General features: G+C 70.5%; 15 protein-coding genes. 8 read left to right on the forward strand and 7 right to left on the reverse strand.

The window, feature by feature from the left end; genetic code table 11:
• The first annotated feature begins 40 nt into the window (after window positions 1–40).
• On the forward strand, window positions 41–1,252 hold the full coding sequence (locus I3V78_RS36795; RefSeq protein WP_204495410.1) for a Gfo/Idh/MocA family oxidoreductase: 1,212 nt from the start codon (window positions 41–43) through the stop codon (window positions 1,250–1,252).
• On the opposite strand, the gene I3V78_RS36800 is transcribed toward I3V78_RS36795, so the two are convergent.
• On the reverse strand, window positions 1,249–4,098 hold the full coding sequence (locus tag I3V78_RS36800) for a PAS domain-containing protein (protein WP_204495416.1): 2,850 nt from the start codon (window positions 4,096–4,098) through the stop codon (window positions 1,249–1,251). The two genes, I3V78_RS36795 and I3V78_RS36800, sit on opposite strands and share 4 nt — an antisense overlap.
• Before the next feature lie 179 nt (window positions 4,099–4,277).
• Window positions 4,278–4,706: a DUF1810 domain-containing protein gene (locus I3V78_RS36805; protein ID WP_204495418.1), complete on the reverse strand. Its 429-nt coding sequence runs from the start codon at window positions 4,704–4,706 to the stop codon at window positions 4,278–4,280.
• A 265-nt stretch (window positions 4,707–4,971) separates the two neighbouring features.
• On the opposite strand from I3V78_RS36805, the gene I3V78_RS36810 reads away from it, so the two are divergent.
• On the forward strand, window positions 4,972–6,873 hold the full coding sequence (locus I3V78_RS36810) for an ATP-binding protein (RefSeq protein ID WP_204495420.1): 1,902 nt from the start codon (window positions 4,972–4,974) through the stop codon (window positions 6,871–6,873).
• Between the two features lie 68 nt (window positions 6,874–6,941).
• Here I3V78_RS36810 and I3V78_RS36815 read toward each other — a convergent pair whose 3' ends face one another.
• From I3V78_RS36815 to I3V78_RS36825, 3 genes are all read right to left on the reverse strand, one after another.
• Complete coding sequence (locus tag I3V78_RS36815) at window positions 6,942–7,841, reverse strand: glycoside hydrolase family 16 protein (protein ID WP_204495423.1); 900 nt, start codon at window positions 7,839–7,841, stop codon at window positions 6,942–6,944.
• 112 nt (window positions 7,842–7,953) lie between these two features.
• The gene (locus tag I3V78_RS36820) at window positions 7,954–8,745 is read right to left on the reverse strand and encodes a PhzF family phenazine biosynthesis protein (RefSeq protein WP_204495425.1); all 792 of its coding nucleotides are present in this window, start codon (window positions 8,743–8,745) and stop codon (window positions 7,954–7,956) included.
• Between the two features lie 20 nt (window positions 8,746–8,765).
• Window positions 8,766–9,560, reverse strand: a complete 795-nt coding sequence (locus I3V78_RS36825; RefSeq protein WP_239576931.1) for an SDR family NAD(P)-dependent oxidoreductase — start codon at window positions 9,558–9,560, stop codon at window positions 8,766–8,768.
• 47 nt (window positions 9,561–9,607) lie between these two features.
• On the opposite strand from I3V78_RS36825, the gene I3V78_RS36830 reads away from it, so the two are divergent.
• The 3 genes from I3V78_RS36830 (at window position 9,608) to I3V78_RS36840 (ending at window position 13,371) form a co-directional block, all read left to right on the forward strand.
• On the forward strand, window positions 9,608–10,285 hold the full coding sequence (locus tag I3V78_RS36830; protein WP_204495430.1) for a YqiA/YcfP family alpha/beta fold hydrolase: 678 nt from the start codon (window positions 9,608–9,610) through the stop codon (window positions 10,283–10,285).
• Between the two features lie 67 nt (window positions 10,286–10,352).
• Window positions 10,353–12,320: a metallophosphoesterase gene (locus tag I3V78_RS36835; protein WP_204495432.1), complete on the forward strand. Its 1,968-nt coding sequence runs from the start codon at window positions 10,353–10,355 to the stop codon at window positions 12,318–12,320.
• A gap of 22 nt (window positions 12,321–12,342) precedes the next feature.
• Entirely contained in the window at window positions 12,343–13,371 is a 1,029-nt protein-coding gene (locus tag I3V78_RS36840) for an alpha/beta hydrolase family protein (RefSeq protein ID WP_204495435.1), read from the forward strand.
• Here I3V78_RS36840 and I3V78_RS36845 read toward each other — a convergent pair.
• Window positions 13,368–14,171, reverse strand: a complete 804-nt coding sequence (locus I3V78_RS36845) for a hypothetical protein (RefSeq protein ID WP_204495437.1) — start codon at window positions 14,169–14,171, stop codon at window positions 13,368–13,370. The two genes, I3V78_RS36840 and I3V78_RS36845, sit on opposite strands and share 4 nt — an antisense overlap.
• A gap of 89 nt (window positions 14,172–14,260) precedes the next feature.
• Between I3V78_RS36845 and I3V78_RS36850 the strand changes: the two genes are divergently transcribed.
• A complete protein-coding gene (locus tag I3V78_RS36850) occupies window positions 14,261–15,880 on the forward strand; it encodes a carboxylesterase/lipase family protein (protein WP_204495440.1) in 1,620 nt (539 codons plus the stop codon).
• Between the two features lie 6 nt (window positions 15,881–15,886).
• Here I3V78_RS36850 and I3V78_RS36855 read toward each other — a convergent pair whose 3' ends face one another.
• Window positions 15,887–16,228, reverse strand: a complete 342-nt coding sequence (locus tag I3V78_RS36855; protein WP_204495442.1) for a hydrogenase maturation nickel metallochaperone HypA/HybF — start codon at window positions 16,226–16,228, stop codon at window positions 15,887–15,889.
• Window positions 16,229–16,413: 185 nt separating this feature from the next.
• On the opposite strand from I3V78_RS36855, the gene zwf reads away from it, so the two are divergent.
• Together zwf and gndA are read left to right on the forward strand one after the other, a co-directional pair.
• Complete coding sequence (zwf, locus tag I3V78_RS36860) at window positions 16,414–17,961, forward strand: glucose-6-phosphate dehydrogenase (RefSeq protein ID WP_204495444.1); 1,548 nt, start codon at window positions 16,414–16,416, stop codon at window positions 17,959–17,961.
• Window positions 17,958–20,063 carry an NADP-dependent phosphogluconate dehydrogenase gene (gene gndA / locus I3V78_RS36870; RefSeq protein ID WP_239576933.1) on the forward strand — a complete coding sequence of 702 codons (2,106 nt, stop codon included), beginning with the start codon at window positions 17,958–17,960 and terminating at the stop codon, window positions 20,061–20,063. Before zwf ends, gndA begins: the two co-directional genes overlap by 4 nt.

Consider the following 20,063-nt stretch of genomic DNA (forward strand, 5'->3'; position numbering starts at 1 on the left):
GTTGGGGTGGACCCTTCCGCCCTCTCCCCCAGGAGCCCCCGTGTCCGACGAACCCCGCCCCGTCCCCTCCCGCCGTCTGTTCATGACTGGCTCGGTCCTCGGACTGGGCAGCCTGGTGGTGGCGGGCCGCGCCGACGCGAAGGACATCCCCACCGGGCCCACCGGCCGGCCCCAGCCCCAGCTCGAGCAGGAGCCGCCCCTGCCCGCGGACAAGCAGCTCGGCTGGGCCGTGGTCGGCCTCGGTCACTACGCCCAGCAGTACGTGCTGCCGGCGCTCGGCCGGGCGCGCCGCTCGAAGCTGACGGCGCTGGTGTCGGGCAACGCGGACAAGGCGCGCACCGTCGCCGCGCGCCATGGCATCAAGACGGCGAACCTCTACGGTTATGACACCCTGGGCCGGCTCGCCCAGAACCGCGAGGTGGACGTGGTCTACATCGTCACGCCCAACTCCTCGCATGCCGAGCTGACGGTGAAGGCGTTCGAGGCGGGCAAGCACGTGCTGTGCGAGAAGCCCATGGCCAACTCCTCCGCCGAGTGCCAGCGGATGATCGACGCGGCCAAGGCGGCGGGCCGCAAGTTGATGATCGCCTACCGCGCGCACTGGGAGCCCCACAACGTGCGCGCCAAGGAGATGCGGGACGCGGGCGAGCTGGGCAAGGTCTGGTTCGCGTCGTCGGATCACCACCGGCCGCTCGACCCCTCGCGCCCGCGCGACCAGTGGCGCGTGAAGAAGGCCATCGCCGGGGGCGGCTCGCTGGTGGACATCGGCATCTACTCGCTCAACGGCCTGCAGTGGCTGCTCGGCGAGAGCCCGAACGCGGTGTCCGCGTCGATGTTCTCCCCGCCGGACGATGCGCGCTTCACCGAGGTCGAGAACGTCTTCACCGCCGAGCTCGTCTTTCCCTCGGGCGTGCGCGCCACCATCTCCTCCGGATACACGGCGGACAAGAAGCGCATCGACCTGTGGGGGGACAAGCTCGTCGCGACGCTCGATCCGGCGACCGCCTACGACGGCAACCGGCTGACGGTGAGCAACGCCCAGAAGGCGGAGGAGGTGCTGACCGAGAGCAGCGCCGAGCAGTTCACCGGGGAGCTCGACCACTTCTCCCAGGTCATCGCGGAGAAGGGCGAGGTGCGGACCCCCGGGGAGATGGGCCTGCGCGACATCCGCCTCATCGAGGCGCTCTACCGCGCGGCCTCCACGCGCACATGGGTGGAGCTCAACGCCGACATGACGATGAAGAACGGCTAGTCCGGGCTCAGGATGGCGCGCAGCCGCTCCGCCAGCACCTCGATGGCGAAGGGCTTGGTGATCATCTCCATGCCCTCGGCCAGGAAGCCGCCGCGCACCGCCGCGCCCTCGGCGTACCCCGTGATGAAGAGGACCTTGAGACCCGGTCGCTTCTGGCGCGCCACCTCCGCGAGCTGCCGGCCGTTCATCCCCGGCAGGCCCACGTCCGTGACGAGCAGATCGATGCGCGCGGGGCCCTCCAGGTGGGGCATCGCCTCCGGGGCGTTGCCCGCCTCCAGGGCCCGGTAGCCCAGGTCCGACAGCACGTCCATCACCACCATGCGCACGGACGGCTCGTCCTCCACCACCAGGACGGTCTCTCCCGCCAGCGCGCGGGGGGCCTCGCCCGTCGTCGTGCCCGCCAGCGCGGGCGCGAGCTCGGCCGCGTGCCGGGGCAGCAGCAGCGTGACGGCGGTGCCCTGGCCCACCTCGCTCTCGATGGACACGTGGCCGCCGGACTGGCGCGCGAACCCGTGGATCATCGGCAGACCCAGCCCCGTGCCCTGGCCCATGGGCTTGGTGGTGAAGAACGGCTCGAACGCCCGGGCCACCACGTGCGGTGGCATGCCCTGGCCCGTGTCCCGGACGCACACCCGCACGTAGTTGCCCGGCGCGAGCCCCTCGAAGGCCTGGGCGGCGGCCGCGTCCAGGTGCGTCTGGGACGTCTCGATCGTGAGCACCCCGCCGGTGGGCATGGCGTCGCGCGCGTTGATGACCAGGTTGAGCACCGCGCTCTCGAACTGACTGCTGTCGGTGAGCGCGGGGCCCAGCCCGGACTCGAGCGCCAGGCGCAGCGCGACCTTCTCACCCAGCGTGCGCTGGAGCAGATCCTCCAGGGCCGCCACCCGGGCATTGATGTCCGTGGGCTTCACGTCCAGCGATTGCCGACGCGCGAAGGCGAGCAGCCGGTGGGTGAGCGCGGCGGCGCGGTTGGCCGAGGTGACGGCCGCGTCGATGTAGCGCTGCGTGTTGTCCAGCTTGCCGTTGCGGATCCGCAGCCCGAGCAGTTGCAGTGCCCCGATGATGCCGGCCAGCAGGTTGTTGAAGTCGTGGGCGATGCCCCCGGTGAGCTGGCCCACGGCCTCCATCTTCTGGGACTGGCGCAGCTGCTCCTGGGTCCGCTCCAGTTCCTCCTGGTGCGCGTGCTCCTGGGTCACGTCACGCGCCATGCAATAGAACAGACCGTCCGCCGGCACGGCCAGCCACGAGAACCACCGGTAGGACCCATCCTGGTGGCGCAGGCGGTTGACCAGGCGGAGGTTGCCGCCCTGCGCGGACAACGTCTCGAGCTCCCCAGGCGTCTGGACCCGGTCCTCGGGGTGCACCAGCCACGACACGTCCCGGCCGAGCAGCTCCTTCTCGGACCAGCCGAGCAGCTCCGTCCAGGCGGGACTGATGCTCAGCCAGCGCCCTTCCCGGTCGGTGATGAGGAAGGGCGCCTGGGAGAGCGCCCACAGGCGGTTGCGCTCCTGGGTCTGGAACGCGACGCGCTGCTCCAGGGTGGCGTTGAGCGCGCGCGATTCCGCCTCCACGCGGGCCCGGTCCACGGCCTCGGTCGTCCGCGAGGCCACGTCCTCGGCGAGCGCGATGTCCTCTGGAGGCCAGGGCCTCGCCCGGGGGTGGTGCAGACAGAGCACCGCGCGCAACCGCCGCGCCCGCAGGAGCGGCACCATCAGCACCGCGCGTCCCGCCGGGCACTGACCGTCGCGCGCCACCGTCCGCCCCCGGGCCAGCTCGGCGATGGACGCGGCGTCCATCGCCTCCAGCAAGGCCGACCCCTCGCCCCACTCCGCGAGCGGGGTCGCCGTGGCCGCCTCGGCGTCCACCTCGGCGTAGGCCACGCGGTGCAAGCTCAACTCCTGACCCAGCATCTCGGTCGCCACGGCCAGGATGTCCCGCGGACGCGAGAGCGTGCGCAACCGGTCCGAGAACGCCAGCAGGAAGGCCCGGCGCTGCTCGCCCTTGCGGCGCGCGTCGATGTCGAGCACCACGCCCGGAAAGCGCACGGCCCGGCCCTGGGCATCCCGCTCCACGTGGCCATTGGCCTCGATCCACAACCAGGAGCCATCCGGCTGCCGGACGCGGAACTCGGCCCGGCTGGTGCCTCCCCGCTCGAGCGCCTGGGAGAGGTTCGCCTCGGCCCTGGCGAGATCCTCCGGATGGATGGACTGCACCACCTTCGCCATCGGGACGCCCACGGCGAGCTCCTCCGCCGAGAGCGTGGAGCGGCGCGCGAAGCGGGTGTCGGCGGTGAAGCGCTCGTGGACCACGTCCCAGGCCCAGAGGCCAATCACCGCGCCGGCCCCCAGCGCCAACTGGATGCGCTCGTTGGCCTCGCGCAGTTCCACCTCGGCGCGCTGGCGGCGCCGCTCCTCCAGCACGCTCGAGGTGTTCTCCGTCAGCACGGCCAGCACGCCCACGGGCCCCCCCTGGGCGTCGAGCAGGGGCGTGTAGAACAGATCCATCCACGCCTCCTCCCGCGTCCCGTTGCGGGAGAGGACGAGGGGCTGTTGCCTGAAGGACAGCGACTCGCCACGCAGCCCCGCGTCGAGGCCGCAGCGGTTGAAGTCCGCCGCCTCGGGCCACATCTCCAGGACCGAGCGCCCCAGGCTCCCGGGATGCCGAGTCCCCGAGAGGAGGGCATAGCCCTGGTTGTAGACGAGGTGCCCCTCGGCCCCCCACAGCAGGGCCATGGGCAGGGGCGAGCGCAGCAGGCTGTGGACCGTCGTCGCCAGGTAGGGGGGCCAGCCCTCCCGGGGGCCCAGGGGCGTGGTCGACCAGTCGAACTCCCGGACGCGCGTGGCCATTTCACCACCCGCGAGGACATCGAGACGGCCAGAGTGAGCGGACATGGGGGGCGGAGGCGTCATGGGGGCGCGAGGGACAGGCGGGGACCCCTCTTATCCATCCCCCCACCCGGGCACAATCAAGCGTCCTGAAGCCCGTCCAACGAACTCATGGCGATGTCGGACACTCGGGCGGGGGCTCACAGCCGCTCATCGGTCGCCGCGTCCGCCTGCCCGCCGAAGAACACGTCGAGCACCCGCTGGAACAGGGCCTGGGAGGGCTCGGCGCGCAGGAACAGCGTCATCGAGGAGCGGAGCTTCTGCGCGTCGATGTCCCCGAGCAGGGCATCCGCGGAGGGGGCGGACGACTCCGCCACGGCGCGCGCGCAATCGAGCAGCCTGGGCCCGAGCACCGGGTGGGCGAGATAGGCCCGCGCCTCCTCCAGCGAGCCGATCGCGAAGCGCTGGGCCATGGCGCTGCGGCCGAGCCCCGCCACCTGGGGGAAGACGAACCACATCCAGTGGGACGTCTTCCGCCCGCGGCGCAGCTCGGCGAGGGCCCGCGCGTAGGTGCCACCATCCTCTTGCGCCTGGACGAACCGGGCGAGGTCGTGAGGGTCGTTGCTCATCCCCGGGAGGCTATGCGCGGCCCCGGAGAAAATCACCCCACCGCACGGAGTACCCGACGCATGACCCGCCCTCGCTTCCGCCAGGGATTGGACCGACAGACGCGACAGGCACGGGGGTCAGGGCAACTACCCCTCTTGGGGTATGGGGCGCCGTTCAAACCAGTCGCTCCACTAAACAGGCGCGCAGGGGTGAGCCGCGCCCCACCCGCACGCCATTTCAGGCCCGTCGGGATGGACGTAGGATGGACGCCTCGGGAGGGGACTGATGGCGTTCAAGCCAGTGCAATACAAAGAGGTCCAGAACTTCATCAATCGCGCGTACAACGAATGCCAGCCATTCCAGTGGGCACGTGAGACGTTGAAGAATGCCCTCGAAGCCGGCGCCACCCAGGTCCATTTCGGAGTCGAGTATCAGGCCGTCACGAACCTGGGCGTGTACCGTCGGCTCATCGCCGACAATGGCAAGGGGATGACGAGCAAGCAGTTGTACGACTACTTCTCGTACGCGGGCAGCGGGGAGAAGCGCATCGGCGGTGAACACGACAACTTCGGCATTGGCGCGAAGATTTCGCTGATGCCCTGGAACACCTACGGTCTTGTCATCGTGTCCTGGGTCGAGGGCTCGGCCTCGATGATCTGGATCCAGAAGGACCCGCGGACCGGTGAGTATGGACTTCGCGACTTCGAGGAGTTCGACGATGAGAACGTCGTAGAGCCCTTTGATGACCGCGAGCACGGATGTGATTGGCGCAAGGTCAAACCCGATATCATCGACCAGCACGGAACCGTCATCGTCCTGTTGGGCAACAGGCCCGAGGACGACACCGTGCTCGGCGACCCGTCCAGGATCACCGAGAAGAGCGCCTCGAAGAACCTCATCCACTACTTGAATCACCGCTTCTGGACACTCCCCGACGGCGCCGAGGTCACGGTCAACCGGTTCCTGAACGACACCCATAAGCCCCACTGGCCCAAGACCATCCACGAGGGCCGCAGCTCCATCGAGGGGCTCATGCGCAAGGGCGCGTACATCGGTCTGTACGGGGGTCGGACGCACATCACCCAGGAGCGCAAGCGGGACAAGGCGGACGTGCGCACGGGCACCGTCGCGCTGAGCAACAGCACACGCGCACACTGGTTCCTCCTCCGGAGCGGCGATCTCCCGGATGCCGCCCAGGGGCCCGCTCACAGCTTCATCGGGGTGCTCTACAAGGACGAGTTGTACAACGTGACCTCGCACCACTCCGCCTACCGCACGATGGGGGTCACACCGCAAATCGTCCGATCCCGGCTCTGGGTCATCATCGAGCCCCCCTTGGACAACCCCCCGGACGTGCGCGGTGTCTACCCGGAGAGCGCCCGAAGCGCGCTCAAGTGCTCGCTCACGCCAGATCTCTCGTTGCCCGTGAATGACTGGCTCGCGGAGTTCGCCAGGCACATGCCCGAGGAGATCCGCCAGGCGCTGGCGGCGGCCTTCGGCGAGCAGCGCGAGGAGTCCGGCCTGACCTCCAAGCTGATGGAGCGCCTGTCGCAGTACCTTCAGCTCTGGGGCAAGAAGTTCAAGCAGCGCAAGTTGATGGTCGTCGAGGGTGGGGGCGCCGAGTCCATGGATCCCCACACGCCCCTGCCTGGGGGTCCAGGCGTCTCGGGCGACCCGGTTGACCCCCTCCTCCCGGACAGGCAGGGCGAGCGCCGGACACACACCCTCTCCGCGAGGACGCCGAACGACACGCACGCGGAGGGCGGTGACCAGAAGAACGCGAGGCGCATCGAGCACCCACGTCAGCCTCCTCACATCCTCTGGCGGGAGAAGACGGACTTCGAGGATCCCGAGAACCACTTCGCGCAGTGGATCGACGCGCAGAACGTCATTCAGCTCAACGAGCACCACCGCATCATCACCGAGCAGATCGAGCGGTGGCAGGCGCGCTACCCGGACCACCTCGCCGAAGAGGTGTCCATCAAGGTCCGCGAGGTCTACCAGGCCGCAGTGTTGAGCGTGTTCCTGGCCACGGAGGCCCTGAGCCTGGGCAAGTTCGATCGAGACAAGCGCTTCCGTTCTCCCGATGCGCTGACCGTCGCCCTGTTGGGCTACTTCCGCGAGGACGAGATCCTCCGGCAGCAACTGTCCTATTTGGGAAAAGCAAAGGGCGAGTCCGTGGCGTGAGCGCCTCCAGACCCGCCCCGCCTCGGCTGCCCCAGGCAGCCGAGGGACGCGTCATCCCCTCGGGGGACTTACTGCCACTGGAAGACGCGCACCCAGTCGACTTCCATGGACTGGGGCGTCTTGCGGATGAGGTCCAGCGTGGACTGCGGCACGCCCGGGTACGGCGAGGAGGCGCCGTTCACGCCCTGCGGGTAGGAGCCACCCACCGCCAGGTTGAGGATGATGAAGAACTGCTTGTCATACACCCAGTTGCCGTAGCGGGTGACGTCGGCCTTGTTGACCTGCTTGACCTGCACGCCGTCGATGAACCACTTGATGTCCGAGGGCGAGTACTCCGTGCGGTACACGTGGAAGTTGCTCACCGACGAGTTCGGGTAGAAGCGCGAGTTGATGGGGGTGTTGCCCGAGTAGCCGGGGCCGTGCAGGGCGCCGGAGATCCAGTCGCCGTAGCCCACGTTCTCCATGATGTCGAGCTCACCGCACTGGGGCCAGCCAACCTGGTTGATGTCGCTGCCGAGCAGCCAGAAGGCCGGCCACAGGCCCGGGCCCACCGGCATCTTGATGCGCGCCTCGATGCGGGTGTGGCCGAACTGGCGCTTGCCCGCGCTCTCCAGACGGCCCGAGGTGAACGGATAGCCGTTCTTGGACTCCGCGCGGGCGGTGAGCTTGAGCGTGCCGTTGCTCACCGACACGTTCGACGACGAGGTGGTGTACTGCTGCTGCTCGTTGTTGACGTGGATGTCGGTGATGTACGACCAGTTGGACTGGTCCACGCTGGTGCCGTTGAACTCGTCGCTCCAGATCTGCACCCAGCCCGCGAGCTTCTGCTCCTGCTGCCCGGCCTGCTCCGGCGCGCCCTGCTCCAACTCGCCGCCACAGCCGGCGGCGAGCAGCATCGTGCCGCCAAGGCCCAACGCCAGGAAACGCTTCCAACCGCCTGAACGCTTCGAATGGGTGATCGTGGTCATGGCGCGCCTCATACCACGATTTCCCGCAAATCACGACTAAATGATTTATCCCTGATTTAACGCAATCCGTCACCTTGCGACATCAAAGCTTTCCCCTCCGGCGGCACGGGGCTCACAGGCTGATGTAGCCCTCCAGGAAGAGCACGGCCTGGCCGGCGATGCCCACGCGCTCGCCGCGGTCCTCGCACTGGAGCACGCCGCCGCGCGCGGACACCTGGTGCGCGAGCAGCTTGGACTTGCCGAGCTCCCGGGCCCAGTACGGCACTAGCGAGCAGTGCGCCGAGCCCGTCACCGGATCCTCCGGCACGCCCACGCGCGGCGCGAAGAAGCGCGAGACGAAGTCCGCCTGGGCGCCCCGGGCGGTGGCCACCACCGCGAACACGTCCAGCGCGGCGAGCCTGCCCATGTCTGGATTGAGCGCCCGCACTTCCTCCTCGCTGTCGAAGACGGCCAGCAGGTCACGCGACAGCCACGTCTCCCGGGGCGTGGCGCCCAGGGCCTCGGCGAGCCCGTCTGGCGGCGCGCACGGCTCGGGCGGCCGCGAGGGGAAGTCCATCTCCATCCAACCGTCCTCGCCCTGCGTCACCACCAGGGGGCCCGAGCGCGAGTTGAACTGGGCCCGCTCCAGACCCGGCGCCAGCCGCGTGAAGAGGATATAGGCCGAGGCGAGCGTGGCATGGCCACACAGGTCCACTTCCTGAAGGGGGGTGAACCAGCGGATCTGCCAGCCCCTCACCTCGTCGCGCAGCACGAAGGCCGTCTCGGACAGGTTGTTCTCCAGGGCGATGGCCTGGAGCACGTCATCCGGCAACCACGTGTCCAGCGGACACACCGCGGCGGGATTGCCTCCGAAGACCTGGGAGGTGAAGGCATCGACCTGGTACAGGCGCAGACGGATGGACATGGGTCGGTTCGGGGCCGGGGTTACTTGGAGGACTGGGTGATGGCGCTGGCGAATTGCATGGCGTAATTGATTTCCAGTCCGCCATCCACCACCAACGTCTGGCCATTCACGTACGAGGAGCCCTCGGCGCACAGCCACTCGATGGCCTTGGCGATGTCGTCCGCGCTGGCCACGTGGCCCGCGGGCACGCTCTCGCGCACCTTCGACTCGAGCGCGTCCCAGGCCTCGCCCATGTAGAAGCGGCTGGAGTCCGTGTCGATGTAGCCCGGGTTGACGGCGTTGACGCGGATGCCGTTGCCGGCCAGCTCCGCGGCCAGGTACTTCACCAGGATCTCCATGGCCCCCTTCATGGCGCCCAGCAGGCCATGGAAGGGCAAGGGCATGCGCGAGTCCATGCCGGACACCATGACGATGCGACCCTTGCGGCCCTCCATCAGGGGCGCGCTGCGCTGGGCGCCCAGCAGGAAGCTCTTCACGGTGACGTTGAACGTCTTGTCCATCTGGTGCAGCTTGGTCTGCATCAGCGGGGCGAAGGCGGTGGAGGCGGCGTTGGCCACGAAGACGTCCAGCCCGCCGAACTCCTGCTGCACCAGGTCGAAGGCGGCGTGGAGGCTGGCCGGCTCGAGCTGGTCCGCGATGACCGTGCGGCAGCGCCGGCCCAGGGCATCCACCTCGGTGATGAGCGAGGCGGCGGCCTCGGCGTCACGGCGGAAGGTGGACACGATGTCGTAGCCCGCCTTCGCGAGCCGCAGGGCCAGCGCGCGGCCCACGCCACGCGAACCACCGGTGATGAGCGCCACGGGAGCATTGGTCATGCGCCGGGGCATACCACCTTCCCGCCCCGGGGGTAGAGTGCGCCGCCATGAGCATGTCACCTCGTTGGCTCTACCTGCACGGCTTCGCCTCGGGCCCCGCCTCCGCCAAGGGCGTGGCGCTCGCCGAGCACTACGCCCGGAAGGGCATCCACCTGGAGCGGCTGAACCTGCGCCAGCCCTCGCTCGAGCGGCTGAGCCTGGGCGCGATGATGCGCACGGTGCGCGAGGCGCTGGGCGGCGAGCGGGACCGGGCGGTCGTCTTCGGCTCCAGCCTGGGCGGGCTCACGGCGTGCCGCGTCGCGGAGGAGGACGCGCGGGTGTGTGCCCTGGTGCTGCTCGCGCCGGCGCTCCGGGCCTCGGAGCAGATGCGGCGCAACGTGGGCGAGGAGGGGCTGCGCCAGTGGCGGGAGTCGGGCTGGTGGGGCACGCGGGACCACGCGGAGAAGCGCGACACCCGGGTGCACTTCGAGTTCATCCGGGAGCTCGACGCCAGCGAGGCGCGCGGCGACGGCTGGCCGGACGTGCGCGTGCCCACGCTGCTCATCCATGGGCGGCAGGACACCACCACCGACATCCGCTACTCGCGCGAGTGGGCCCGGGACCAGCGCCACGTGCGCCTCGTGGAGGTGGACGACGGCCATGAGCTGGTGGCGTCCCTCGGCCGCATCGCCGCCGAGGCGGATGACTTCCTGCGGTCCTTCCTGGGCAGCCCGGCCGGACAGTAGCCAGACAGACCTGGAAACATTTCCAAAGGGGAAATGGGGGGGTTGCGCACCCGTTGCAGGCCCCACGATGCACAAACCCAACCGATTGTTGTCCGTGTCCCGCCTGCTGGGTGTCTTGCTCGTCGCGGGCTGTGGTGATTCCCCCGAGACCGACTCCGCGCTCCCGCCCGTCCCCTCCGCGTCCGAGCCCACGCCCATTGGAGGGGAGACGGACAAGGCCCCCTCCCAGCCCACCGAGCAGCCCGCCGAGGAGTCCTCCGGCGAGGAGGTGGGCAAGCCCAACGAGTCCGCCATCGTCGTGAGCAACTGCAACGTGTTGCCCACGCAGACCCCGTCCGCCAGCGGCGATGACGGCGATGGCAACGTGGCCAGCCACACCCAGGATGACAACCTGAGCACGCGCTGGAGCGCGCTGGGCAAGGGCGTGTGGCTCACGCTCGACCTGGGCAGCGCCCAATCCCTCTCCGGGGTCGCCGTCGCCTGGCATCAGGGCGACAAGCGCCAGAACCAGTACGTCCTGTCCACCTCCACCGACGGCGCCACCTTCACCCAGGCGGGCTCGGGCACGAGCGCCCTGACGACGGCCGCCCAGACGTATGCATTCTCCGCGGCGCGCACGGCGCGCTACGTGCGCGTCACCGTCAATGGCAACACCGCCAACGACTGGGGCTCCATCACCGAGGCGCGTGCCTGTGGCGCGGGCGGGTCGTCGACTCCGACCCCGACCCCGCCGTCCTCGGCGGACTCCGGCCCCGCGCTGCCCCGCCAGCCCTACCTGCAGAGCGTGACCACCACGAGCGCCATCGTGGCGTTCCGCACCAGCGCCTCCTGCTCGCCCCTGGTGCGCTACGGCGAGGGCGCGGACGTGTCGCGCACGGCCACCGCCACCGCCACCGGCTGGCAGCACGCGATCAAGCTCACGGGCCTGTCCCCCGGCCGCACCTACAGCTACGTGGTGCAGGCGTGCGGCTCCACCACCGGCGTGCGCAGCTTCCAGAGCGCCACCGGCCCGGACACCCGCAAGGTGCGCTTCACCGCCATGGGGGACTTCGGCACGGGTGGCTCGCTCCAGTCCAAGGTGCTCGCCCTGCTCGGCCAGTCCTCGCGCGCGGGTGAATTCCTGCTCACGCTCGGCGACAACGCCTACTCCTCCGGCACCGAGGCGGAGTTCCAGAGCAACATGTTCAAGCCCATGGCGGCGCTGCTCCGGAGCACGCCCCTGTTCACCACGCCGGGCAACCACGAGTACATCACCAAGAACGCCCAGCCCTACCTGGACAACTTCTACCTGCCCAGCAACAACCCCGCGGGCAGCGAGCGCTACTACTCCTTCGATTGGGGTCCGGTGCACTTCGTGTCGCTCGACTCCAACTGCTCCAGCTTCCCGACGGCCGAGTGCACCAAGGCGCTGCAGCAGGCGTGGGTGAAGCAGGACCTGGCGGCCACCCGCCAGCCCTGGAAGATCGTCTTCTTCCACCACCCCGTGTGGTCCAGCGGCGAGCACGGCTCGAGCACGAGCACGCGCAACGCCTTCGCCTCCCTCTTCGAGCAGTACGGGGTGGACCTGGTGCTCACCGGGCATGATCACAACTACGAGCGCTCCAAGCCGATGAAGGGCAGCGAGGTGGCGGCCTCGGGCACGCGCGGCATTCCCTACCTGGTGGTGGGCAGCGGGGGCGCCACCCTGCGCCCCTTCGGCACCTCGCAGCCGAGCTGGTCCGCGTTCCGCGACAACACCAACGTGGGCTACCTGGACGTGGCGGTGGACGGGGGCACGCTGACGGCGAAGTTCATCAGCTCCAGCAACGTCGTGCGCGACAGCCTCACGCTCACCAAGACGGTGGCCAGCGGCGCGGACATCCCCCAGGCGCTCGCGGCCCAGCCCGCGGACAGCGCGCCCGTCCAGGGCCCCTGGTACGACCCCCACCGCCTGCCCGACTTCCTCACGCCCGGGGTGGTGCCGCCCGCGGACACGCTGGAGTCGGTGGCGGACGCGCCCGAGCCCGCGCAGGGCTTCGTCCACGACCTGCCCTGAAGCGGCGTATAGGATGCGGTCCATGAACCGCATGCACTGGCTGGACGCGCTCGCCGCGAGACTCGTGGCGGCGCGCCGGCCCCGCTTCTTCGAGGAGGGCTGGGGCTCGAGCGCGCTCCTGGAGAAGCTCATCCGGGCGCCCCAGGGCTTCGCCTTCCCGGAGCTGCACGAGGTGACCCTGGGCCCCGCGCGGCGCGAGGGCGCCCTGGTCGTCCAGGAAGGCCACTTCCCCAGCCCCGCGGCGGTGGGCTCCCTGCCCGAGGCGTGCGCGCGGGCCCGCTTCCAGTTCCTCTTGCCCCATGGGGCGGGGCCCCTGCCCCCGGTGTGCGTCTTCCTGGCGTCCTCGGGGGACGAGGGCTTCGGCCTGCGGCGCTTCCTCGCCCGGAGGCTCGCGCGCGAGGGCGTGGGCGCGCTGCTGCTGGAGAACCCCTACTACGGCGCGCGCCGCCCGCCCGGCCAGGTGGGCCCCGCGGTGCGCACGGTGACGGACCTGCTGCTCATGTTCCGCGCCACGGCGGTGGAGGCGACGGCGCTGCTCGGGTGGCTGCTGGCGCGGGGACACCCCAAGGTGGGCATCTCCGGCTACAGCATGGGCGGCAGCATCGCCGCCTACGCCGCGGCCATGTTTCCCCTGCCCGTGGCCGTCATCCCCCTGGCCGTGGCCGACTCCGCGGCCCCGGTCTTCACCGAGGGCGTGCTGTCCGCCGTGCCAGATTGGGACGCGTTGGGAAGCGCGCTCGGCGGCCCCGAGGCGGCGCGCGCGCGGCTGGCGGAGGTGCTCGCCGCCGTGTCCACCACCGCCCTGCCGCCCCTGAGCCAGCCGCGCCGCGCCATCCTCATGGCCGCGCGCAAGGACGGCTTCGTCCCCGCCGCCTCCACGCTGCGCCTCTTGCGGCACTGGCGGGGCGCGGAGCTGCGCTACCTGCCCGGCGGACACCTGAGCGCCTTCGTCACCGGCCGGGGCGCCATCGTGCGCACCGTGCTCGAGGCCTTCTCCCGGGTGGAGCCCCTCCAGGTGCCCCCCGAGGAGTCGCCCCCCGCGACGGCCTAGCGCTGCCGGTCCCCGGCGACCCGACCCTGGCCCTGGCCCTGCCGCGAGCCCTGCTGCCAGTCGCGGGGACGGCCGCGCTGCCACTCCTCGCGCCGCATGTCATCGTACTGGGCGCGCTGCGACTCGTCGAGCAGGGCCTTCACCTCGGTGTCCGTCTTCTCGCGCAGCTCGCGCATCTCCTGCCGCACGTCCCGGAACTCCTTGCCGCCCGAGCGCATGGTGTCGAAGAGGGCCTGGCGCTGGGCGTTCTCCGCGTCCAGGCGGCGCGTGACGTCGCGCTCCTGGGAGGAGCTCAGCCGCGCGTCGGAGGCGAAGCGGCGCAGGCGCTCGGTGCGCTGGGCCTGGACCTGCGCCTGGTCCTGCTCCACGCGCTGCTGGCGCGCCTGGAGCTGCTCGGTGCGCATCTCGTTCTGCACCGACACCATCATCTCCTTGAAGTACTGCCGTCCGCCCTCGGACTGGAGCGTCTGGCCCGTGCCCAGCCCCCGCACCTCCGCGCGCAGCTGCTCCACCTCCGCGGCCAGGGACGCCGGAGCACCCGCGCCCCCCGCGCCGCCCGGGCGCTGCTCGAGCAGCATCAGGCGCTTGGACAGGCTCAGCGCGTTGTCCTCGAGCAGCTTGATGCGCACCTCCAGGTCCTCCACCGACTCCTCCAGCTCGGGCGACGGGGCGGACCGGGCCGGCGGGGCGACGGCGACGGGCGGGGGCGCATCGACGGGCTCCGCTCGCGGCCCCCAGAGGGCCACGCCGAGCGCCAGGAGGGACACACCGAGGGAAGCAGGGCCAAGCAAGCGGTTCATGGTTCTCCAGACGAAGGGAGGCGTCCCTTATTCGACGCCGTCCCCATACCCGCCCCAACAAGCGAGCGTCCAATAGGTTAAAGGGCCGCATGCGACTGACCGCCTCCGCGAAGTGGTTCGCGACGCTCGCCCTCCCCCTGCTGCTCACCCATTGCGCCCACTCGGGCCCCCGCCCCGCCCCGGGCCCCGCTCCGGTGGTCCCCACCGCCGCGGGCCCCGTGCAGGGCATCGCCTATGAGGATGGCAGCGCCGCCTTCCTCGGCATCCCCTTCGCCGAGCCCCCCGTGGGGGAGCGCCGCTGGCGGGCCCCGGCGCCCGCCTCCCCCTGGACGAGCCCGCGGGACGCCTCCCACTTCGGCCCCATGTGCCCCCAGGTGGACTTCCAGAAGGGCGAGCCGGTGAAGGGCACGAGCGAGGACTGCCTGTCCCTCAACGTGTGGACGCCCGCGCTCCAGCCCCCGGCGCCCCTGCCCGTCATGGTCTACATCCACGGCGGCGGCTTCACCATGGGCGCCTCCAGCCAGGAGCTGTACGACGGCTACTCCCTGGCCCAGGCGGGCGTGGTGGTCGTGAGCATGAACTACCGGCTCGGCGCGCTGGGCTTCCTCGGCCACCCCGCGCTGAGCGCCGAGACGGACACCCGGAGCTCGGGCAACTACGGGCTCATGGATCAGCGGCTCGCGCTGGAGTGGGTGCGGGACAACGCCGCGCGCTTCGGGGGAGATCCCACCCGCGTCACCCTGTTCGGCGAGTCCGCGGGCGCCATCTCCGCGTGCCTGCAGCTCTTGTCGCCCGCCGCCCAGGGCCTGTTCCACCGGCTCATCGCCCAGAGCGGCACCTGCTACCTGGGCAGCACGCCCCTGCGCGACCCGGGCACGCCCGGCATCGAGGACAGCGCCGAGGAGCGCGGCGAGCGCCTCGCCCGGGACCTGGGCTGCACCGAGGGGGACCTCGCCGCGTGCCTGCGCGCGCGCAGCCCCGAGCAGGTGCTCGGCGCCAGCGGCGTGGCGTTGGATCTGCTCCAGCCCCACGTGAGCTTCGCGCCGGTGGTGGATGGGGCGGTGCTTCCCCAGGCCCCCGCCGAGCTCCTGTCCGCGGGGAAGGTCCCCGAGCTGCCCGTGCTGATCGGCAGCAACAAGGACGAGGGCACCCTCTTCACGATGAAGGCGGAGATCAAGACGCCGGAGCAGTACGCCCAGGCGGTGCGCACGCGCTCGCCCGCGCACGCCGAGGCACTGCTCAAGCTCTACCCCGCGAGCGACTACGACTCGCCCAAGGCGGCGTTCAGCCAGATGCTGGGCGATGCCATCTTCGGCTGCCCCACCCACCAGTTCGCCCAGGTGGTGAGCGCGCGCGGCGCGCCGGTGCACGTCTACGCCTTCACCTATGCACCCAAGCGGGCCTTCGGCAGCTTCTTCGGCCGCTTCCTGAAGCTCGGGTCCTACCACTCCGCGGAGCTGCCCTTCGTCTTCGGCCTCCAGAAGGGCCGCTATGCCCTGGACTCGGACGCGGAGCGCGCCCTGTCCTCGACCATCATCGGCTACTGGACGCGCTTCGCCGCCCAGGGCGACCCCAACGGCACGGGCGCCCCCGCGTGGCCCGCCTTCACCCCGAAGCACGAGGCGGTGCTCGGACTCGACACGCACGTCGCCCCGGGCTCGCCGCTCAACCTCGAGCGCTGCGCGGCGATGCGCTCGCTCGGCTTGTGACGGCGCCTACTCCACCTCGATGGCGGTGACGGACAGCCCCGTCTGTCCCAACTGCTCGCCGTTGCCGCTGCCGCACACCGGGCAGCGCAACAGCGAGTGCACGGGGGCGTAGGTGCGGCCACAAGTGCGGCACCTCGCCTCCACGTGGATGACGTTCAGCGCGAGCCGGGCCCCCTCCGCCCGGGTCCCCCGCGCCTGGGCCGCGAAGTGCGTGGACAAGCGCTCGGGACACACCGAGTCGGTCTCCGCCACCCATCCGCGCACCACACGAATGCGCGAACCCGTCCAGAGTCCACCGCGCCGGAGGATGGTTTGCAGCACCTGGTGGGCCAGCACGGCTTCGGACATGGCGAACTCCTGCTGGAGGGGGGGACTCCAGGGTGGACCACACGTCATCCGGCGAACGGTTGCGTCGTCCCGCATAGCACAGAGCGAGATGACATGGCTCTGGCGCATGGCGTCCGTGCGCGTTATGGCCGCGACGACGTGGGGACGAGCGCATCTCACTCCCCACCTACCCGCTGGAGGGCGACATGGAAGACACGGGATTGCACATCGAGACCCATCCCCGAGAGGGAGATCCCCTGCTGCGCGCGGGCCGACCCGACCCCTGCATCATGGTGCTCTTCGGGGCCACGGGAGACCTCGCCCAGCGCAAGCTCTTCCCCGCGCTCTTCGAGCTGGCCCGCCAGGGCTCCCTGCCCGAACAGTTCGCCATCGTGGCCTTCAGCCGCTCAAAACACAACGTGGAGAAGCTGCGCGCCCAGGTGAGAGAAGGACTGGAGAAATATGCTCGCACCAAACCTCTGGACGAGGCGGCGTGGCAAACCCTGTCCTCGCGGCTGGAGATGCTGTCGGGCGCCTATGACGACCCGGACTCCTACAAGCGGCTGAGCGAGCACCTGGACGACACGGCCAAACGCTATGGCACCCAGGGCAACCAGCTCTACTACCTGGCCACGCCCGCCTCCACCTTCACCCAGCTGCTCGACGGGCTCGCGGGCGCGAAGCTGCTCTATCGCGAGCGCGCCGAGGACGCGCAGAAGCCCTGGCGCCGCATCGTGGTGGAGAAGCCCTTTGGCCGCGACTTGAAGACGGCCAAGGAGCTCAACCGGGCCCTGGGCGCGGTGCTCGACGAGAAGCAGATCTTCCGCATCGACCATTACCTGGGCAAGGAGACGGTGCAGAACATCCTCGTCTTCCGCTTCGCCAACGCCATCTTCGAGCCCTTGTGGAACCGGCAGCACATCGACCACGTGGAGATCACCGCCGCGGAGAAGGTGGGCGTGGAGGGCCGGGGCGGCTTCTACGACGAGACGGGCGTCATCCGGGACATGGTGCAGAACCACCTCTTGCAGGTGCTCGCCATGTGCGCCATGGAGCCGCCCATCTCCTTCGCGGCGGAGGACATCCGCGACGAGAAGAACAAGGTGTTCCGCGCGCTGCGCCCCATGGAGGGCGGCGAGGTGGCCCACTCCGTGGTGCAGGGCCAGTACGAGGGCTACCGGAGCGAGGAGGGCGTGGCGAAGGACTCCAAGGTGCCCACCTACGTGGCGCTCAAGACGTACGTCGACACGTGGCGCTGGCAGGGCGTGCCCTTCTACGTGCGCGCGGGCAAGAACATGGGCAAGCGCGTGACGCAGGTGTCCATCCACTTCAAGGCCGTGCCGCACTGCCTGTTCACCACCAGCGAGACGTGCCAGCGCCTGCAGCCCAACGTGCTCACGCTGCGCATCCAGCCGCGCGAGGGCATCGCGCTGAGCTTCGAGTCCAAGGTGCCCGGCGAGGACATCAACATCGCCGGCGTCACCATGGACTTCGACTACGCCAAGAGCTTCGACAAGCCCGTGCCCGAGGCCTATGAGCGCCTGATGCTCGACGCCATGCGCGGCAACCCCACGCTCTTCGCCCGTCAGGACAGCGTGGAGCAGGCGTGGGCCTGGGTGACGCCCATCATCGACTCGCTGGACTCGAGCCAGGGCGGCACCATGCACACCTATGCCCCGAACACCGAGGGCCCGGATGCCGCGAGGGACTTGATGGCGCGCGACGGCCGGCGCTGGATGGAGCTGAAGGGATGAGCGCCACGCCGCGGGTGATGGACAAGGAAGCACTGGGCCCCGAGGGCGCCCGGTGGGTGGCGCACGCGCTGCGCGAGGCCATGGCGGGCGGCCAGCGCGTGAGCCTCGCCCTGTCCGGGGGCAGCACCACGGGCCAGGTGTACCGGGAGCTCGTGAAGCAGGACGTGACGTGGGCGCTCGTGGACTTCTACTTCGTGGACGAGCGCTTCGTGCCGCCCGAGCACCCCGACAGCAACTACCTGCTGGCGGAGGAGACGCTGCTCAAGCCCCTGGGCATCCAGGCCCACCAGGTCTTCCGCATGCAGGGTGAGCGCACGGACCGCGATCAGGCGGCGCGCGACTACGAGGCGCTCCTGCCGGACGTGCTGGACGTGGTGGTGCTCGGCATGGGCGAGGACGGGCACACCGCCTCGCTCTTCCCGGGTCACACGGCGCTGGAGGAGCGGCGGCGGCGGGTGCTCGCGGTGGTGGGCCCCAAGCCGCCCCCGTGGCGCATGACGCTCACGCTGCCGGTGCTCCAGGCGGCCCGGAAGGTGCTGGGCCTGGTCACCGGCGCGGGCAAGCGCGACATCGTGGCGCGCTTTCGCGCGGGCGAGGACCTGCCCGCGGCCCGGGTTCGGCAAGCGGAGTGGATGATGGACCGGGCCGCGGCGGGCCCCGACAACGCGGGAGGCGGGAGCATGCAGCGGGAACAGGCGCAGTTCGGCGTGCTGGGCATGGGTGTGATGGGCCAGAGCCTGGCGCTCAACGTGGCGGATCAGGGCGTGCGGGTGGCCGTCTGGGACATCGAGCCCAAGCGCTTCGAGGACCTCAAGCAGAAGGGCGCGCCGCCGAGCCTCCACGGCCACGCGGCGCTCGAGGACTTCGTGGCCGCGCTGGAGCGCCCGCGCCGCATCCTGATGATGGTGACGGCGGGCGCGCCCGTGGACTCGGTGATGGGGCGGCTCGAGCCGCTCCTGCAGCCGGGGGACATCGTCATCGACGGGGGCAACTCCTGGTTCCAGGACACCCGGCGGCGCGAGGCGGCGTGGAAGCAGAAGGGCCTGCAGTTCATGGGCATGGGCGTGTCCGGCGGCGAGGAGGGCGCGCGCCACGGCCCCTCGCTCATGCCCGGCGGCCCCACCGAGGCCTACTCCCTGGTGCGCCCCGTGCTGGAGGCCATCGCCGCCAAGCGCGATGGCTCGCCGTGCGTCACCCACGTGGGCCCGGATGGCGCGGGCCACTTCGTGAAGATGGTGCACAACGGCATCGAGTACGCGGACATGCAATTGCTCGCGGAGACATATGACCTGCTGCGCCGGGGGCTCGGACTGTCCGCGGACGCGCTCGCGGACCTCTTCACCCAGTGGAACCAGGGCATCGCCGAGTCCTTCCTCCTGGAGACGACCATCCAGGTGCTGCGCAAGAAGGACCCGGACACGGGCACGCCCCTGGTGGAGCAGGTGCTCGACAAGGCGGGCCAGAAGGGCACCGGCAAGTGGACGGTGCAGGTGGGGCTGGACCTGGGCGTGGCCCTGCCGTCCATCGCCGGGGCGCTCGACGCGCGCAACCTGTCCTCGCTCAAGGACGAGCGCGTGGCGGCCAGTGGCGTCCTCGCGGGCCCCTCGGGCGAGTCCCTGTCCGCCGAGGAGAAGGCCCACCTGGCCGCCTGGGTGCATGACGCGCTGTACGCCGCGCGCGTGGCCACCTACGCCCAGGGCCTGCGGCTCATCCAGGCCGCCTCGCGCGAGTACAAGTGGAGCGTGCCGCTCGCGGAGCTGGCGCGCATCTGGCGGGCCGGCTGCATCATCCGCGCGCAGCTGCTCACGCCCCTGCGCGAGGCCTACACCCAGCAGCCGGACCTGGCCAACCTGATGCTCGCGGGCAACATGGCCCCGGTGCTCGCGAAGCTGGCGCCCGCCTGGCGCAAGACGGTGGGCGTGGCCACGCGGCTGGGCATCCCCACGCCCGTGTTCAGCGCGAGCCTCGCCTACTTCGACAGCTACCGCAGCGCGGAGCTGCCGCAGAACCTCACCCAGGCCCAGCGCGACGCCTTCGGCGCCCACACCTACCAGCGCCGGGACCGCCCCGACGCCGGCTTCGTCCACTCCGACTGGAGTTGA

Origin of the sequence: Archangium primigenium (assembly GCF_016904885.1) — a bacterium.
Lineage (GTDB): Bacteria > Myxococcota > Myxococcia > Myxococcales > Myxococcaceae > Cystobacter > Cystobacter primigenius.

Coding starts and splice junctions, on each gene's coding strand:
- I3V78_RS36800 (WP_204495416.1), bottom strand. CDS start 4,098: ATGGCCACGCGCGTCCGGGAGTTCGACTGGTCGACCACGCCCCTGGGC.
- I3V78_RS36805 (WP_204495418.1), bottom strand. CDS start 4,706: ATGAGCAACGACCCTCACGACCTCGCCCGGTTCGTCCAGGCGCAAGAG.
- I3V78_RS36810 (WP_204495420.1), top strand. CDS start 4,972: ATGGCGTTCAAGCCAGTGCAATACAAAGAGGTCCAGAACTTCATCAAT.
- I3V78_RS36815 (WP_204495423.1), bottom strand. CDS start 7,841: ATGACCACGATCACCCATTCGAAGCGTTCAGGCGGTTGGAAGCGTTTC.
- I3V78_RS36820 (WP_204495425.1), bottom strand. CDS start 8,745: ATGTCCATCCGTCTGCGCCTGTACCAGGTCGATGCCTTCACCTCCCAG.
- I3V78_RS36825 (WP_239576931.1), bottom strand. CDS start 9,560: ATGACCAATGCTCCCGTGGCGCTCATCACCGGTGGTTCGCGTGGCGTG.
- I3V78_RS36830 (WP_204495430.1), top strand. CDS start 9,608: ATGAGCATGTCACCTCGTTGGCTCTACCTGCACGGCTTCGCCTCGGGC.
- I3V78_RS36835 (WP_204495432.1), top strand. CDS start 10,353: ATGCACAAACCCAACCGATTGTTGTCCGTGTCCCGCCTGCTGGGTGTC.
- I3V78_RS36840 (WP_204495435.1), top strand. CDS start 12,343: ATGAACCGCATGCACTGGCTGGACGCGCTCGCCGCGAGACTCGTGGCG.
- I3V78_RS36845 (WP_204495437.1), bottom strand. CDS start 14,171: ATGAACCGCTTGCTTGGCCCTGCTTCCCTCGGTGTGTCCCTCCTGGCG.
- I3V78_RS36850 (WP_204495440.1), top strand. CDS start 14,261: ATGCGACTGACCGCCTCCGCGAAGTGGTTCGCGACGCTCGCCCTCCCC.
- I3V78_RS36855 (WP_204495442.1), bottom strand. CDS start 16,228: ATGTCCGAAGCCGTGCTGGCCCACCAGGTGCTGCAAACCATCCTCCGG.
- zwf (WP_204495444.1), top strand. CDS start 16,414: ATGGAAGACACGGGATTGCACATCGAGACCCATCCCCGAGAGGGAGAT.
- gndA (WP_239576933.1), top strand. CDS start 17,958: ATGAGCGCCACGCCGCGGGTGATGGACAAGGAAGCACTGGGCCCCGAG.